Below are 15,875 nucleotides of genomic sequence, written 5' to 3' on the forward strand. Positions count from 1 at the left end.
GTATAACGGCGGGGTAACGGCAGAACCTAGCCGCCTTCGAACGGATGTCACAAGTTCGGCCGAAGACTGAATTCCGGTCAGTTCCGCCGCCCCGGGGGCCGTTGCGGGCGCCCGGGTGCGCGCCTCAGACGTTCGGGACTGTGAAGCGGACGGGCAGGGTGCGCAGGCCCCGCATGATGAGTCCGCCGCGCCAGCGCAGGTCCGCAGGGGGAACGGCAAGTTCCAGATCCGGCAGACGCTTCAGCAAAGTCGCGAGCGCCGTCTGGCCCTCCAGGCGGGCGAGCGGGGCGCCGAGGCAGTAGTGGATCCCGTGGCCGTATCCGAGGTGCTGATTGTCACTCCGGGAGAGGTCGAGCGTGTCCGGATCGGCGAAGCGCGCGGGGTCGCGGTCGGCCGCCGCGAGGACCACCAGCACGGGGTCGCCGGCGGCGACGTCCTGGCCGCCGAGGGTCAGCGGGCGGGTGGCGAACCGCCAGGTGGCCAGCTCCACCGGGCCGTCGTAGCGCAGCAGCTCCTCGATCCCGGTCTCCAGCAGGGCGGTCTCGCCCGCGGCGAGGGAGTCCTGGAGGAGGGCGCGCTGGCCGGGGTTCATGAAGAGGGAGTGGACGCCGTTGCCGATGAGGTTCACGGTCGTCTCGAAGCCGGCGAACAGCAGGATGAAGGCCATGGCGGTGGCCTCGGCCTCCGTCAGGTGGTCGCCGTGGTCGCTCGCCCGGATCAGGTCGGAGATGAGGTCGTTGCCCAGATCGTCCCGCTTGCGGTGGATCAGTTCCCCGAGATAGGTGCGCATCCGCTTCACCGAGCGGGCCACCCCGCCGCGCGGACCGCCGCCGTGGCGGATCATCATCCCGGCCCAGTCGCGGAAGTCGTCCTGGTCCTCGCGCGGTACGCCGAGCATCTCGCAGATGGCGTAGATGGGGAGCGGGAAGGCGAACTCGTGGATGAGGTCCGCCTCCCCCTTCTGCTCGAACCCGTCGATGAGGCGGTCGGTCAGCTCCTGCACCCGGGGGGTGAACTCCGCGACGCGGCGCGGGGTGAACGCCTTCGACACCAGCCGGCGCAGCCGGGTGTGGTCCGGCGGGTCGATGTTGAGCAGGTGGGTCATCAGCTCCGCCTTGCGCTCCCCGGGGATCCCCGTCTTGCCCTTGGCGTGGGCGGGCTCCGCGTGGTGCGCCGGGTTCTTGCTCAGCCGCTGGTCGGCGAGGGCCTGGCGGGCGTCCGCGTACCGGGTCACCAGCCAGGCCTCGACCCCGCTGGGGAGCGTGGCCCGGTGCACGGGCGCGTGCTCGCGCAGCCAGGCGTAGGCGGGGTAGGGGTCGGTGGCGAACTCCCAGTCGAAGAGGGTCGGCGCCGCCGGGACGGCGGGGGCGGGCGGGGTGTCGGGGGTCTGCTCGTGCACCCGTCGACGGTATCCCGGCCCGCTACCGGTCATCCTTTATGGGCGGTTCGCCGCGGCTGTCCGTGGATCGCCCCTCACTTGACGGCGGCTTGTCGGACATTCCTACTTCGGTCCTGTGGACGTGAGGATCTTGAAGAGCAGTTTCGCGGTGGTGGAGAGACGGGCCGAGCACACGGTCAAGTTCTTCTACTCCCACCTGTTCTGGCACAACCCCGGGATCCGTCGGCTGTTCCCGGACTCCGCCGAGGACATGGAGCGCCAGCGCGACCGGCTCTTCGCCGCCCTCACCCATGTCGTCTCCCGCCTGGAGGACGACAGCCTCCTCCCCTATCTCCACGACCTCGGCCGCGACCACCGCAAGTTCCTGGTCGGACCCGAGCACTACGCCGCCGTCGGCGCCAGCCTGCTCGCCGCCCTCGCCGCGACCTCGGGCGCGGCCTGGACCCCGGACGCCGAGAAGGCCTGGGGCGAGGCCTACCAGCTGATGGCCGACGCGATGACGGCCGGCGCCGCCGCGAGCGAGGACCCGCCCTGGTGGGACGCCGAGGTCGTGCGCCACCTGCGCTACGGGCAGGACATCGCGGTCCTGACCCTGGCACCGCACGCCCCGCTGCCCTACCGGCCCGGCCAGTACGTCAGCGTGAGCAGCGGGCGGGTCCCGTCCGTCTGGCGCACGTACTCCCTCGCCAACGCACCCCGCGCCGACCACACCGTCGACCTGCACGTCAGCCGGATCGAGGGCGGCCGCCTCAGCACCGCCCTGGTCCGCGAGATCCGGCCCGGCGAGCCGCTGCGGCTCAGCGCCCCGGGCGGGAGGCTGACCCTGCGCCGCGCGGACCGGCCCGTCACCTTCATCGCCGCGGGCACCGGGTGGGCGCCCGTGCGGGCCATGCTGGAGGAGCTCGCGGACCACCCTCCCGATCGGGACGTACGGCTCTTCCTGGCCGCCCGGGACGCCGCGCACCTCTACGACCGGCCCTGGATCGACGCCTACGCCGCCGCCTTCCGCCGGCTCGGCGTCACCTACATCACCCCCGCCCCCGGGCAGCACCGCGACCAGGCCACCGCCCGGCTGGCGACCGCCCTCGGCCACCGCGCCCTGTGGCCCGAGCAGGACGTCTACCTGAGCGGGCCGCCCGTGTTCATGGAGGAGACCGCCCTCCTCCTGGAGGAGCTCGGCGCCCGCCCCGACCGCCTCTTCCACGACGCCGTCCCCGTCCCCGGCTCCGCCCGCGGCGGGCGCCCCCTGGGCTTCGGGGAGTGGTTCCTGCACCGCCCGGCCCCGCACTGGCACGACCCGTCGGCCCGCGCCCCGGGCGACTGACGCCCCCTGAGGGCTGAACTGCCCGGGCTAGCCGGCGACGCCCTCCGCCGCGCGGATGGCGTCGCGGTAGGCGCGGGCCGCCGCGCGCAGTGCCGTTTCGGGGTCGGTGCCCGCCGCCTCGGCGCGGGCCGCCAGTTCCAGCAGTTCGTAGCCGATGCCCTCGCCCCGGGGCAGCTCTACCGGGACCCCGCCCGCGCGGGCCCGGCCGGCCAGCTTCGCCGCGAGCGCGAGCCCGGGCTGGGCCAGGGGGATCCCGTCGGTGACCGACTCCCGCTGCTTCTCGACCGCCTTGGTGGCCTGCCAGTGGGCGCTGACGTCCTCCGGGGACTCGGCCGTGGCGTCCCCGAAGACATGGGGGTGGCGCCGGATCAGCTTGTCGACCAGGTCGCCGGCGACGTCGTCGATGGAGAACGCCTCCGCCTCCCCGGCGTCCTGCGCGCCCTCCTCGGCGATGCGCGCGTGGAAGACCACCTGGAGCAGGACGTCGCCGAGCTCCTCGCGCAGCGCGTCCCGGTCGCCGTCCTCGATCGCCTCGACCAGCTCGTACGCCTCCTCGATGGCGTACTTCACCAGCCCCTCGTGGGTCTGCCGCGACGTCCACGGGCACGCCCGGCGCACCCGGTCCATCACCTGCACCAGGTCGAGCAGCCGCGCGCCCGGCAGGTCGTACGACCCCGGCAGCAGCTCCAGGTCCGGCATGGCCACCCGGCCCGAGCCGGCCAGCCGCGCCAGTCCGTCCGTCAGCCGCTGGTCGCCCTCACCGGCCGGGATCACCACGATGGTGCGGCCCCCGGCGCAGGCATCGACGAGAGCGTGTGCGTCGGGGGCCTCGTGCGCCACGACCACCCCCGCTTCCCGCAGGTACGGGAGCTGCGGGTGGCCCGGGTCCGCGCACAGCACCCGGTCCGCGGCGTGCAGGACCTGCCAGGCCGGCCAGGACAGCAGCCCGGGGGCCACCCGGTGGCTGGCGGTCAGCAGGACGATCCGCCCGGCGTCCGCAGGGGAGGCGGGGGCGACGGCGGGAGCGGGGGCGACGGCGGAGGCGGGTTCGGCGGTGTGGTCGGTCACCCTCCGAACCTACCTCCGTCCCCGGGTGTCAGGCTCCGGCGGGGGCCGCCTGCTCGGGCATCGTCTTCTGCGTGATCCACGGGGTCTGCTGGTCACCGAGGAGGATCTGCTTCTCGTCCCAGCGCCCGTAGCGCGGGTTGACCTCGATGTGCAGCTCCTTCGCCGCCTCCCCGAGCTTCACGAGCGCCTTGTCCTGGCTGCCGTAGTGCGCGAACAGCTTGTCGCGCAGCAGCTTGAACCGGGTGTCGGCGTCGATCTGGTCCGGGGCCAGCTGCGCCTGCTCCAGAGCGGCCGCGGCCAGCGCCTTCTCCCCGCCGACCTGCTGGAGCTGCGCCTTGCGGACGTCCTCGATCTCCTTGGGGCTCACGCTCAGCCCGGCGTCGTCCGCCGCCCGCTCCAGGACGGCGGTCTGGATCATCTTGTTGAGCTTGAGCCGCTCGAGTCCGGCGGTGGCCCCGATCAGCCGCGCCCCCTGCTCGGACCGGTTCTGCGCGGTGCGCACGTCGTTGACCTGTGCCTGGAGCGCGGACGTGGTGATGCGCTCGCCGCCGACGACGGCCGCGGTACCGGGACGGGTCCCGCCCGAGCAGGCGGCCAGCAAGGGGGCCGCCGCGAGCAGGGCGACGGATACGGAGAGCGCTGTGCGACGGTGCAAAGGAGCCTCCAGGGCCGGGAGATTGTGCGTCGGTGCACAAGGCCGTGCGGTGATCGATGGTATGCAGTCGAAGTGGCCCGAGCCACCTGTTCGACCAACGATTCCCGGGGTGTCGAAGGTGCGAATTAACCCCCCGGCTACCGCGGAGCCGGACGTCCCTGCGAAGGTCGGCTCACCATGTCGACTTCGCAGCTCGCTCCGCACCACACCCCGGAGCGCCCCGCTCCGGCCCCCGTACACCGCTTCGGCCGCCGGCCCGCCCTGTCCGGCTCGGCGTTCGCCGCCCTGGTCACGGCCGTGGCCGTGTGCTCCGGGGACGCCGTCGCGCGGGTCTTCCCGTACGGGCCCCGGCACCGCAGTGTCAACGACCTCGGCAACCAGTTCGTGCCCTTCCACGCCCACCTGTGGGACCTGCTGCACGGCCGGGCGCACGGCGGACTGCTGTTCAACTGGCAGTCCGGGTACGGCACCAGCTTCCTGCCCGACCTCGGCACGTACCTGACGAGCCCCTTCGCCCTGCTGGTCGGGCTCTTCCCGCGGCACGACATCGACCTCGCCGTGTACGTGGTCACCGTCGTGAAGATGACCGCCGCGGCCGCCGCGATGGCCTGGCTGCTGCGCACCCAGCGGCCCGGGCCGTGGTGGGCGGCGGGGCTGCTGGGGGCCTCGTACGCGCTGTGCGGCTGGTCGGTGATCGAGGCCTCGTACAACCCGATGTGGCTGGACGGGCTGATCGCCTTCCCCCTGCTGTGCCTGACCGGCGAGTGGGCGCTGCGCGGGCGGCGGCCGCTGCTGGGGGTGCTGGTGGTGGCCGTCTCGTGGACGGCGAACTTCTACACCGCCTACATGGCCACGCTCGGCGCGGCGCTGGTGCTGGTGGTGCGGGTGGTGCTGACGCATGACGGGATGCGCGAGCGGGCCCGGGTGGTCGGGCGGGCGGCGGTGACGACCGTGCTGGGGATGGCCCTGACGGCGCCGCTGCTGGTGCCGCTGTTCCTGAGTTCGCAGCAGGCCTACCCGGGCTGGTCCAAGGAGTTCGCCCCGGTGCCCTGGCCGGACCTGCTCGCCCGGCTGATGCCGGCCACCTACTCCTTCGGCTCCCCCGCCCTGTTCGTCGGCACCGGGACCCTGCTGCTGGTGACGGCCCTGCCCTTCCACCGGGCGCTGCCCCTGCGCACCCGCCTGTGGTGGGCGGGGCTGGTGGCGGCGGTGCTGCTGTCCCTGCAGTGGGCGCCGACCCACCTGGCCTGGCACGTCTTCGCCACCCCGAACGGCAGCCCGTACCGGCAGACCTTCGTGCTGGCCGGGATCGTGGTCATCGCCGCCTGGACCGGGCTCGCGGCCGGGCTGCCCGGCGTACGGGCGCTGGCGGCCGGGGCCGGCGTCCTGGCGGCGGCCGCCGCGTGGGCGGCGGGCAGCGCGCTGGCCACGGGCTGGGGGTACGCCCTGTTCTGCGGCGGGCTGGCACTGACGGCGGGGGCCTGGTGGGGCCTGCGCCACCGGCGGCTGCTGCTGCCGGCGGCCGCCGTGCTGGCGGCGGCCCTGGTGGCGCAGGCCGCAGCGACGACGGCGTACGGGCACAAGGGCAAGCTGGGCGGGCTGGACGACTACCCCTCCTGGGGGCGGACCCACACCGTCCGCGAACGGGCCCTGGCGCAGGCCGACGGCTGGCCGGCGTACCGCACCGACGCGGGCCGGCCCGCGCTCTCGAACAACGACCCGCTGCTGCTGGGCGGCGAGGGCGGCTCGTACTACAGCAGCCACACCCCGGACGTCTTCACCCGCACGATGGCGGCGCTCGGGGCGGGCTGGACCTCGCGCGGGCGCAGCGTGCAGAGCCTGGACAACCCGGTGACGGACGCCCTGTTCTCGGTCGGCGCACGCCTCAAGACCGACGGGCGGGCCGTCCGGGCGGAGGCGCTGCCGCTGGTCACCGTCCGGCCCGCCGGTCCATCCCCGGAGTTCGGCGGGTCGCCGTTCGCCAACCAGGAGCTGCTGCTGGGGGCGAAGGTGTACGAGGACCCGGTCGCGCCCGGAACCTGCCGGGCGGGCACCGACGCCTTCCTGTGGGCCCCGCAGTACAGCGGAACGGCCCGCCTCGCGGACGGGCGCCCGGCCAGGCTCAACGGCACCCCGCCGAAGAACCGGGCGGCGCTCCAGCCCCTGGGGCGCTCGCACGGGGTCTCCTCGGCGCTGGTCTTCGACCGCCCGGCACCGGACCAGTGGGCGCTGTCCTGCCTGGACCGGTCGAAGCTCACCGCCGCGGTGGCGGCGCTGCGCGGCGCGGCCGCCACGGCGGTGCGGGCCGGCGACTCGGACCTGACCGCCACCCTGCCGCCCGGCAGCACGGGCACGGCGGTCGTCGCGGTGCCGGCCATCGCGGGCTGGAGCTGCGAGGGCCGCCCGGCCGGGTCCCGGCTGGGGCTGCTGGCGGTGCCCCTGGACGGCCGCACCAGCACCCTGCACTGCGCCTTCACCCCGCCCGGGCTGCTCCCCGGCGCGGGACTGGCGGGGGCGTCGGCGCTGGCCGTGGCCGCGCTGGCGGTGCTCAGGCGGCGCCCGGGGCTCCTGGCGGGGCCGCGGGTCCGGCGCGGGGGCGCGTGAGGACTGCGCCGCGCCCCCGGGCACGGCCCTGCGTCAGCGCACCTGGCCCAGCCACTGCAGGGTCCGGCGGATCTCCACCGGGAGGGGGTGCGCCGGGCCGTGCACCCGGTCCGCGTCGTACAGGAGCCGGACCAGGGTGTCGTGGGCGGCGGCGCGGTCGCCGAGGGAGAGCAGCAGGTGCGCTATCCGGCGGCGGACCTCCAGCGGCAGGCCCGGGTCCGGGTTGGCGTAGTGGTTCTCGAACAGCGGGAGCAGCGACCGGTACTCGGCCAGGGCCGCGGCCGGCTCGCCCAGCTGCTCCAGGCACTGCGCGGCGTCGTAGCGCAGCCGCAGGGCCTGCGGATCGCCGGCCGGGAACTCTTCCGCGAGGCGGCGCAGTTCGGGCAGGGCGCGGCGGTACTGGCCGTCGTCCATCAGCGTGGCGGCGTACTGCTTGCGCAGGCTGCGCACCACCGGCGACCGCTCCCCGTGCTCGGCGGCCGCGGCCGGGAGGATCCCGCCGAGGATGTCCACGGCCTGGGTGAGCCGCCCCTGGTCCAGCAGCCTGCGGGCCTCGTCCACCGCGCCGGGGATGTCCGGGCGGGGCGGGGCCGGGGCCGGGGCCACGGTGGGCATCGGCGGGACGCCGCCGGGCGCGTGGTCGGCCCGGTCCACGTGGTCCGGCCGGTCCGGCCAGGGTGCCTGCGGGCGCCGGAAGGGCCGGGTCGGGTCGAGGGCGCCGGCCACGGGGCGGCTGCCGGGGGCCGGGAGCAGCGGCGCGAGGGCCTCGTAGACCTCCTGCGCCGAACCGGGCCGGTCCTGCGGGTCCTTGGCGAGGAGGCGCATCAGCAGCGCCTCCAGCTCCTGCGGGATCTCGGGGCGCCGGGCGCGTACGGGGGCGGGGGGCTCGTAAAGGTGCCGGTGCAGCACGCCGAGGGCGGTGGACCCGGCGAAGGGGACGTTGCCGCTGAGGAGTTCGTACAGCAGCACACCGAGGGCGTACAGGTCGGTGTAGGGGCCCACCGCGCCGCTCATGGCCTGCTCGGGCGCCATGTAGGCGGGGCTGCCGATCGGGGTGCCGGTGCTGGTGAGGCGGGTGGTGTCGGTGTCCATCACGGAGGCGACGCCGAGGTCCAGGACGAGGACCGTTCCGTCCGGGCGGATCATCACATTGCGGGGCTTGAGGTCCCGGTGGACGATCGGCACGGCGTGCACGGCGGACAGCACCGCGCACAGCTGGGCGGCCACCGCGACCGCCCACGGCCAGGGGTAGGGGTCGTGTGCGGCGAGGTGGTCGGCCAGGTCGGAGCCCTCGACGTACCCCATGACGAGGTACAGCTCGTCGCCGTCGCTGCCCGCGTCGTGCACCGTGACCAGGCCCGGGTGGTCGACCTGCGCCGTGACCCGGCACTCGCGCACGAAGCGGCGGCGCAGTTCCTCGGCGACGGTGCCGGGGCCGGCCACCTTGTCGGGGCGCAGCAGTTTGACGGCGACGCGGCGGTCCAGCCGCTTGTCGTAGGCCGTCCACACCTGGCCCATGCCGCCCTGGCCGAGGATGGTGGCGAGCTCGTAGCGCTCGCCGACGAGCCGTTCGCCGCCGGTCACTGCTGCGGGTCCTGGACCGCCGTGCTGTTCGGGTCCTGGTAGGGGCCGCCGGGCTGCGGGGGACGGGGCGGGGTGTGCGGGGTCTGCTTGCGCAGGAGCTCGCTCAGCTCGTCGAGTTCGGCGCGGACCTGGCCGATGCGCGGGGGCTGGACCGGGGCGGGGGCCTGCTGCGGCGGGACGGGCGGGTAGCCGTAGGAGGGGCGGGTCTGGTGCGGGGGCTGCGGCTGAAGGTGCTGCGGCTGGTGCTGCTGCGGCTGGGCGTACGGGGACTGCTGCGCCGGGTACCAGGGCGCGGCCCCCACCGCGGGAGCGGCGGCGGCCTTCGCCTCGTGGTGCCTGATGTCGGCGACGAGGTAGTACACGCAGACGGCGAAACCGGTGAAGATCGAGCCACCGGCGCCGAGGTTGCCCTGCCAGCCGTTGGTCTCCTCCGTCGGGTCGAGCTCGATGAAGGTGATCCAGACGACCGAGAGCACCCCGCCCAGCACCAGCAGCACCCAGTCGCGGGTCTTACGGGTGAGCAGAGCGATCCGCAGCAGCGCACCCCAGGCGAAGAAACCACAGCTCAGGAGGGGCAGGGCGGTGAACAGCACGCGCAGCGTCATCGCCGCCCCGGACAAGGGCCGGTGGCCGTGGGGGCCTTGCTGCGGCGGGATGCCGGGGCCGTGCATCGCTGCTCCTGACGGGCCGTGCGGAAAGGGTGACGGCTGGAAGCGTATACAGCGTTTCCGGCCGCCGGTGAGGGGATGGGCGCAACCGTTGCAGGGTCGCAGCACGCCCGCCCGGGCCCCGGTCCCCATACGCCTCCAGCGGCCCTCCTGCCCCGTCGGCTAACCTCGCCGCTCCTGATCGATCCCGGGGGGGGAACCGTCATGCGCACCCGCACGCCCAGAACCACGACCGTGGCCGCGCTCACCTGCGCGGCCCTGCTGACCGCCGCCACCGCCTGCGGCCCGGCAGCCGGCGGCGCGGCGCCGTCGGCCCCGGCCTCCACGGCCCGGGACCCGCTCGCGGGCCGGGAACCGGCGGCGGTCCTGCGCGCCGCGTACGAGGAGACGGAGCGGGCCGCGTCGAAGACCGCGGTCATCTCGCGCCGCACGGGGACGCGGGAGATCACCGCGAAGCTGAGCTTCGAGGGCGACAGTTGCTGGGGCGAGGTGAAGGTCGGCAGGGCCGGGACGGGGGAGATCCTGGTGGACGACTCCAAGGTCTCCCTGAGGGGCGACGACGGCTTCCTGCGGGACCAGTTCGGGAGCGGTCCCGCCAAGTCCCCGGACACGGCGGACGGCTGGATCGACGTGAAGCCCGGCGACCCGGCGGTCGCCCACCTCGTCGCCCTGTGCCGGGACGGCTCCCCCGCACGCGCCTTCCCGGCGGACCGCACCGCCCTGCGCCGGGGCCCGGACGCCCGGCTGAACGGCAGGCCGGTCGCGGTGCTGGTGTCGAAGGGCCCCGGCGGCACCGACATCACCGACCACGTGGCCCTGGAGGGCACGCCGTACCTCCTCGGGCACGCGGAGACCGGGCCGGAGGGCGGGAGCGTCGAGTACCGGGACCTGACGGGCCCGGCCGCGTAACCGCCCCGCCCCGGCCGGCCTGTCAGAGGTGCCCCCTACCCTCGACGAGGAAGCCGCGAGCTCGGCATCACGTCGTCACCACGGGGGTCACCGCACATGCGCAGCCGTACGAAGTCCAGGGCGGCGTCGGCCGTCGCAGCCGCCGCGGCCCTGCTGGGCGCCCTGACGGCCTGCGGCCCGTCCGTCCACCGCCCCGCCGCCGCACAGCCCGCCACCCCAGCCCCCTCCACCCCCTCCCCCTCCCCGGCCTCGTCCCGCTCCGGTCAGGAGATCCTCACCGAGGCCTACGAGACCACCCGCAAGGCCGATTCGATGCGGGTGGCGGCCACGATCCAGCAGGACGGCAAGCCGATGAAGGTGGACCTCTCCCTCGACCGCAAGGGCAACTGCAGGGGCGAGATCCGGGTGGCGGGCCTGGGCCGGCTCGACGTCGTCAAGTCCTCGGAGTTCGTCCACTTCCGGGGTGACCGCGCCTACTGGCGGGGCACCGCGGAGCTGCAGCACACCCCGCAGAAGCGGACGGACCAGCTGGTGGCCATGCTCGCCGACCGCTGGGTCCGCATACCCGCCTCCGACCCCCGCGCCGCCCCGATGACGGGCAGCTGCGACCTGACCAAGCTGACCAGCGACCTCGACCGCCCCAGCCCCCTCGCCCGCAAGGGCGAGACGGCGACGGTCGACGGCAAGCCGGCCCTGGCGGTGACCTCCCCGGCGAAGCAGGGCACCCAGACCGACTACGTGGCCACGCAGGGCAAGCCGTACATCCTCAAGTCGACGGTCATGGGCGACACCACGGGCGAGGCCCTCTTCTCGGCCTTCGACGTCCCGGTGGACACGACCTCCCCGAAGGACCCCGACATCCTCGACCTCTCGAAACTGGACACCCCGCCGGGCGAATCGATCTGACGCTGCCGGCCTTCGGACTCAGCCGAGGAACGTCTTGCGCCACTCCAGCGGCGACATCGTCAGCGCCGCCTCGGCGAGGGCATGGGCGGATGCCGTCTTCAGACTGCCCAGAGAGGTGTCGATCCAGTCCTGGACGAGGGTGTTGCCCTGCGCCCGGTACTCGACGGCCTGGACGAGGCACTCCAGCTTGTCGGCGTCCTTGGCGACGACCGCCTCGGGGGTGTCGTTGGCCTCGTACTCCTCCACCACGCGCTGCACACCGGCCCTCACGGCCGGGTGCGCGGCCGAGACCTGGTCGGCGGTGACGGCCTGGTTGGGGGCGGCGTCGATGTAGCGGCGGCCGAAGATGAATCCGGCCGTCCCCTGCGCGTTCACCGTCTCGTCTGCCATCTGCTGACCTCCGGTCTCAAGTCCGATCAAGAAGAACGTAGTTCGTCAATCGCCGACCCGCACTCCAGGACGTGCTGCGCGTGGCACTCCTCTCCGGCCCTGCCGGCCACGCGGGGCTGCCGCTCGGTCGGGGGTCAGGGGTGGGTGAGGTGGTGGGTGTGGAGGTGGCCCGGGAGGGGGTGGGTCGGTGGGGTGGCGGGGAGGGTGGTGTGGGTGGGGTAGCCGGCCTTCCGGGCCACGCGGCAGGAGGCTTCGTTGTCCAGCTGGTGGAAGAGGTCGAGGCGTCGCAGGCCCGTGGGGGCGAAGGTCTTGGCGGCCCAGGCCGTGAGGGTGTCCAGGGCGCGGGTGGCGGTGCCCCGGCCGCGGGCGTGGGCGGCGGTCCAGTAGCCGACCTCGGCCGCGGGGGCGCCCGGCTTCGGCAGTTTGAGGACGGCGTTGCCCAGGAGGCGGCGCGGGGCGGGGGCGTCCTCCTCCAGGACCGCGAAGGCGAAGCGCACGCCCGAGGCCCAGCCCCGCCGCTGCTCCGCGAGCCAGCGCAGGCCCTCTGCCTCGTCGTCGGCGCGGTGGTGGATCCACTGCCGCATGGCGGGATCCGCGCACGCCTCCACCAGCGCGGGGACGTCCTCCTCCCGCCAGGGCCGCAGGAGCAGGGCGGGCCGGCCCGCCGCCGGGGCGGCGCGGAGGGTGACGGGAGGGGTCATCGGGCGATGGTACGGCCGCGCCCGGCCGCCGCCCGCGGGTGGGTGCGGGCGGCGGGGGCGCGGGGCGGGGGTCAGGATCCGAGGATGGTGGTCAGGAACTCGCCCGTCCAGGCCAGGAGTTCGCGGCCGACCAGCGGCTTGCCGCCGACGCGGGACGTCTTCGGCCGGGGGACCAGGACCTGGGAGGTGGCCGGCTTGAGGACCGTGCCGGGGTAGAGGCGCTTGAGGCGCAGTTCCTGCGACTCGCGCAGCTCTACCGGGCCGAAGCGGATGTTGGGGCCCTGGAGGGTGATGTCCCCGACCCCGCAGGCCCGGGCCAGCATCCGCAGGCCCGCCACCAGCAGCAGGTTCTCCACCGGCTCCGGCAGCTTGCCGTAGCGGTCGGTGAGTTCCTCCCGGACCGCCTTGATGTCGGCCTCCGAAGCCGCCGAGGCGATCGCCCGGTAGGCCTGCAGGCGCAGCCGCTCGCCGGGCGCGTAGTCGTGCGGGACGTGCGCGTCGACCGGCAGTTCGATCTTCACCTCCAGCGGCGGCTCCTCCTGCGCCCCGCCCTCCACGGCGGCCCGGTAGTCGGCGACGGCCTCGCCGACCATGCGGATGTAGAGGTCGAAGCCGACGCCCGCGATGTGGCCGGACTGCTCGCCGCCGAGCAGGTTGCCCGCGCCGCGGATCTCCAGGTCCTTCATCGCCACGTACATGCCGGCGCCCATCTCGGTGTGCTGGGCGATGGTGGCCAGCCGCTCGTGCGCAGTCTCCGTCAGCGGCTTCTCCGGCGGGTACAGGAAGTACGCGTAGCCGCGCTCGCGGCCCCGGCCGACACGGCCGCGCAGCTGGTGCAGCTGGGAGAGGCCGAAGTTGTCGCCGCGCTCCACGATCAGGGTGTTGGCGTTGGAGATGTCGATACCGGACTCGACGATCGTCGTGGAGACCAGGACGTCGAACTTCTTCTCCCAGAAGTCGACCACGACCTGTTCCAGGGCCTGTTCGGACATCTGGCCGTGGGCCGTGGCGATCCGCGCCTCGGGGACGATCTCCCGGAGCTTGGCGGCCGCCCGGTCGATGGACTCGACCCGGTTGTGGATGTAGAAGCACTGGCCCTCGCGCAGCAGCTCGCGCCGGATGGCCGCGCCGATCTGCTTCTCCTCGTAGGGGCCGACGAAGGTGAGGACCGGGTGGCGCTCCTCCGGCGGGGTGGTGATCGTCGACATCTCGCGGATGCCGGTGACCGCCATCTCCAGGGTGCGGGGGATGGGCGTGGCGGACATGGTGAGCACGTCGACGTTGGCGCGGAGCTTCTTCAGCTGCTCCTTGTGCTCGACGCCGAACCGCTGCTCCTCGTCGACGATGACCAGGCCCAGGTCCTTGAACTTCGTCTCCTGCGAGAACAGGCGGTGGGTGCCGATGACCACGTCGACCGAGCCCTCCTTGAGGCCCTCCAGGGTGGCCTTGGACTCGGTGTCGGACTGGAAGCGCGAGAGCGCCTTCACGTTGACGGGGAACTGGCTGTAGCGCTCGGAGAAGGTCCCGAAGTGCTGCTGCACCAGCAGGGTCGTCGGGACGAGGACCGCGACCTGCTTGCCGTCCTGGACCGCCTTGAACGCGGCCCGCACCGCGATCTCGGTCTTGCCGTAGCCGACGTCGCCGCAGACCAGGCGGTCCATGGGGACGGACTTCTCCATGTCCTCCTTGACCTCGGCGATGGTGGTGAGCTGGTCGGGGGTCTCCGCGTACGGGAAGGCGTCCTCCAGCTCGCGCTGCCAGGGGGTGTCGGGGCCGAAGGTGTGGCCGGGCGCCGCCATGCGGGCGCTGTACAGCTTGATCAGGTCGGCGGCGATCTCCTTGACGGCCTTCTTGGCCCGCGCCTTGGTCTTCGTCCAGTCGGCGCCGCCGAGCCGGTGCAGGGTCGGGGCCTCGCCGCCGACGTACTTGGTGACCTGCTCCAGCTGGTCGGTGGGGATGTACAGGCGGTCGCCGGGCTGGCCGCGCTTGGCCGGCGCGTACTCGACGAGGAGGTACTCGCGGGTGGCGCCCTGGACGGTGCGCTGCACCATCTCGACGTAGCGGCCCACGCCGTGCTGCTCGTGCACGATGTAGTCGCCGGCCTCCAGGGTGAGGGGGTCGATGGACTTGCGGCGGCGGGTGGGCATCCGGCCGAGGTCCTTGGTGGCGGTGCGCTGGCCCGTCAGGTCGGTCTCGGTGAGGACGGCCAGCTTGAGGGCCGGGTCGATGAAGCCGTTGTCGAGCGAGGCGCAGGAGACGTGGACGATCGAGGGCTCCAGGGCCCCGAGGTCGGCCTCCAGGCGGGCCGGGATGCCCTCGCCGCCGAGGACCTCGACGGTACGGGCGGCCGGGCCGTGGCCCTCGGTGAGGTAGACGGTGTGCCAGCCGTCGGCGATCCAGCCCTTGGTGTCGGCGAGGGCGCGGGCGGTGTCGCCCCGGTAGGCCTCGGGGGCGTGCATGCCGAGCTTGAGGGTGTCGGATCCCAGGCCGGGGTCGTCGGCCGCGAAGGGGGAGACCGACCACCACATCATGCCGAGCTCGCGGGCGTGCTCGCGGACGTCGGCGATCCCGCGCAGCGAGGCCGCGCCGACGTCGATGGGGGCCTGGCCGCCGCCGGCGGTGGCCGCCCAGGAGGCCATCAGGAACTCCTGGCTGGTCGCCACCAGGTCGGCGGCCCGGGTGCGGACCCGCTCGGGGTCGCAGACCACGGCCATGGAACCGGCCGGCAGGACGTCGAGGAGCAGTTCCATGTCGTCCACGAGGACCGGGGCGAGGGATTCCATGCCCTCCACGGCGATCCCCTCGGCGATCTTGCCCAGCAGTTCGCCGAGTTCCGGGTGCTGCTCGGCGAGGGCCGCCGCCCGCTCGCGCACCTCGCCGGTCAGCAGCAGCTCCCGGCAGGGCGGGGCCCACAGGCCGTGCTCGGCGATCTCCAGGGAGCGCTGGTCGGCGACCTTGAAGTAACGGATCTCCTCGACCTCGTCACCCCAGAACTCCACGCGCAGCGGGTGCTCCTCGGTGGGCGGGAACACGTCGAGGATGCCGCCGCGCACGGCGAACTCCCCGCGCTTCTCCACGAGCTCGACGCGCGCGTACGCGGCGGCCGCCAGGGCTTCGGTGACCGCGCCGAGGTCGGCGCTCTCGCCGTGGCGCAGGCTCACCGGCACCAGGTCGCCCAGCCCCTTGACCTGCGGCTGGAGCACGGAGCGGATGGGGGCGACGACCACCGAGACGGGGCCGGCGGCCGGGTCGTCCGCACGGGGGTGGGCAAGGCGGCGCAGGACGGCGATGCGCCGGCCGACGGTGTCGCTGCGCGGGCTGAGGCGCTCGTGCGGCAGGGTCTCCCAGGACGGGTAGTCCACGACCTCGTCGGGCGGCAGCAGCGAACGCAGCGCGGCGGCCAGGTCCTCCGCCTCCCGGCCGGTGGCGGTGACGGCGAGCACGGTCCGCCCGGTGCGGCGGGCCAGCGCGGCGATCGCGAAGGGCCGGGCGGCGGGCGGGCCGACGAGGTCCACGTGCATGCGGTTGCCGTCCCCGGCCGCGGTGACCGCCTCGGCCAGGGCGGGGTCCCGGGTGACGGCGTCGAGCAGTCCGTGCAGGCTCATGAAAGCGGCTTTCCATCCGGTGGAGGGGCGGGCGGGGGCAACGCGAAGCACCCGACACGTGA

At 74.2% G+C, this 15,875-nt stretch carries 12 protein-coding genes; 4 read left to right on the forward strand and 8 right to left on the reverse strand.

Annotated features, from left to right (window positions below; translation table 11 throughout):
• Positions 1-124: 124 nt before the first annotated feature.
• Entirely contained in the window at positions 125-1,399 is a 1,275-nt protein-coding gene (locus BX286_RS15445; RefSeq protein ID WP_121015205.1) for a cytochrome P450, read from the reverse strand.
• Between the two features lie 121 nt (positions 1,400-1,520).
• Between BX286_RS15445 and BX286_RS15450 the strand changes: the two genes are divergently transcribed.
• Positions 1,521-2,723, forward strand: coding sequence for a globin domain-containing protein (locus tag BX286_RS15450; RefSeq protein WP_237292859.1), 1,203 nt, complete (start codon positions 1,521-1,523; stop codon positions 2,721-2,723).
• Between the two features lie 27 nt (positions 2,724-2,750).
• Here BX286_RS15450 and BX286_RS15455 read toward each other — a convergent pair whose 3' ends face one another.
• On the reverse strand, positions 2,751-3,791 hold the full coding sequence (locus BX286_RS15455; protein WP_121015207.1) for a nucleoside triphosphate pyrophosphohydrolase: 1,041 nt from the start codon (positions 3,789-3,791) through the stop codon (positions 2,751-2,753).
• A 28-nt stretch (positions 3,792-3,819) separates the two neighbouring features.
• Entirely contained in the window at positions 3,820-4,446 is a 627-nt protein-coding gene (locus tag BX286_RS15460; protein WP_079427607.1) for a SurA N-terminal domain-containing protein, read from the reverse strand.
• A 177-nt stretch (positions 4,447-4,623) separates the two neighbouring features.
• Between BX286_RS15460 and BX286_RS15465 the strand changes: the two genes are divergently transcribed.
• Entirely contained in the window at positions 4,624-7,050 is a 2,427-nt protein-coding gene (locus tag BX286_RS15465; protein ID WP_121015209.1) for a YfhO family protein, read from the forward strand.
• A 33-nt stretch (positions 7,051-7,083) separates the two neighbouring features.
• On the opposite strand, the gene BX286_RS15470 is transcribed toward BX286_RS15465, so the two are convergent.
• The gene (locus tag BX286_RS15470) at positions 7,084-8,634 is read right to left on the reverse strand and encodes a serine/threonine-protein kinase (RefSeq protein ID WP_121015212.1); all 1,551 of its coding nucleotides are present in this window, start codon (positions 8,632-8,634) and stop codon (positions 7,084-7,086) included.
• On the reverse strand, positions 8,631-9,305 hold the full coding sequence (locus BX286_RS15475) for a hypothetical protein (RefSeq protein WP_079427613.1): 675 nt from the start codon (positions 9,303-9,305) through the stop codon (positions 8,631-8,633). Before BX286_RS15475 ends, BX286_RS15470 begins: the two co-directional genes overlap by 4 nt.
• Positions 9,306-9,506: 201 nt before the next feature.
• Here BX286_RS15475 and BX286_RS15480 point away from each other — a divergent pair, with 201 nt between their 5' ends.
• Both BX286_RS15480 and BX286_RS36570 read left to right on the forward strand, forming a co-directional pair.
• Positions 9,507-10,211 carry a hypothetical protein gene (locus BX286_RS15480; RefSeq protein ID WP_121015214.1) on the forward strand — a complete coding sequence of 235 codons (705 nt, stop codon included), beginning with the start codon at positions 9,507-9,509 and terminating at the stop codon, positions 10,209-10,211.
• A 96-nt stretch (positions 10,212-10,307) separates the two neighbouring features.
• Entirely contained in the window at positions 10,308-11,117 is an 810-nt protein-coding gene (locus BX286_RS36570) for a hypothetical protein (RefSeq protein WP_100863522.1), read from the forward strand.
• 18 nt (positions 11,118-11,135) lie between these two features.
• On the opposite strand, the gene BX286_RS15490 is transcribed toward BX286_RS36570, so the two are convergent.
• The 3 genes from BX286_RS15490 to mfd form a co-directional block, all read right to left on the reverse strand.
• Positions 11,136-11,507 (reverse strand): HD domain-containing protein, encoded by a 372-nt coding sequence (locus tag BX286_RS15490; RefSeq protein ID WP_121015216.1) that lies wholly within the window; start codon positions 11,505-11,507, stop codon positions 11,136-11,138.
• Positions 11,508-11,641: 134 nt separating this feature from the next.
• The gene (locus tag BX286_RS15495) at positions 11,642-12,208 is read right to left on the reverse strand and encodes a GNAT family N-acetyltransferase (protein WP_121015218.1); all 567 of its coding nucleotides are present in this window, start codon (positions 12,206-12,208) and stop codon (positions 11,642-11,644) included.
• A gap of 71 nt (positions 12,209-12,279) precedes the next feature.
• On the reverse strand, positions 12,280-15,813 hold the full coding sequence (gene mfd, locus BX286_RS15500; RefSeq protein ID WP_100863519.1) for a transcription-repair coupling factor: 3,534 nt from the start codon (positions 15,811-15,813) through the stop codon (positions 12,280-12,282).
• Between the last annotated feature and the right edge of the window lie 62 nt (positions 15,814-15,875).

The organism is Streptomyces sp. 3211.6, assembly GCF_003634815.1.
Taxonomy (GTDB): Bacteria; Actinomycetota; Actinomycetes; order Streptomycetales; family Streptomycetaceae; genus Streptomyces; species Streptomyces katrae_A.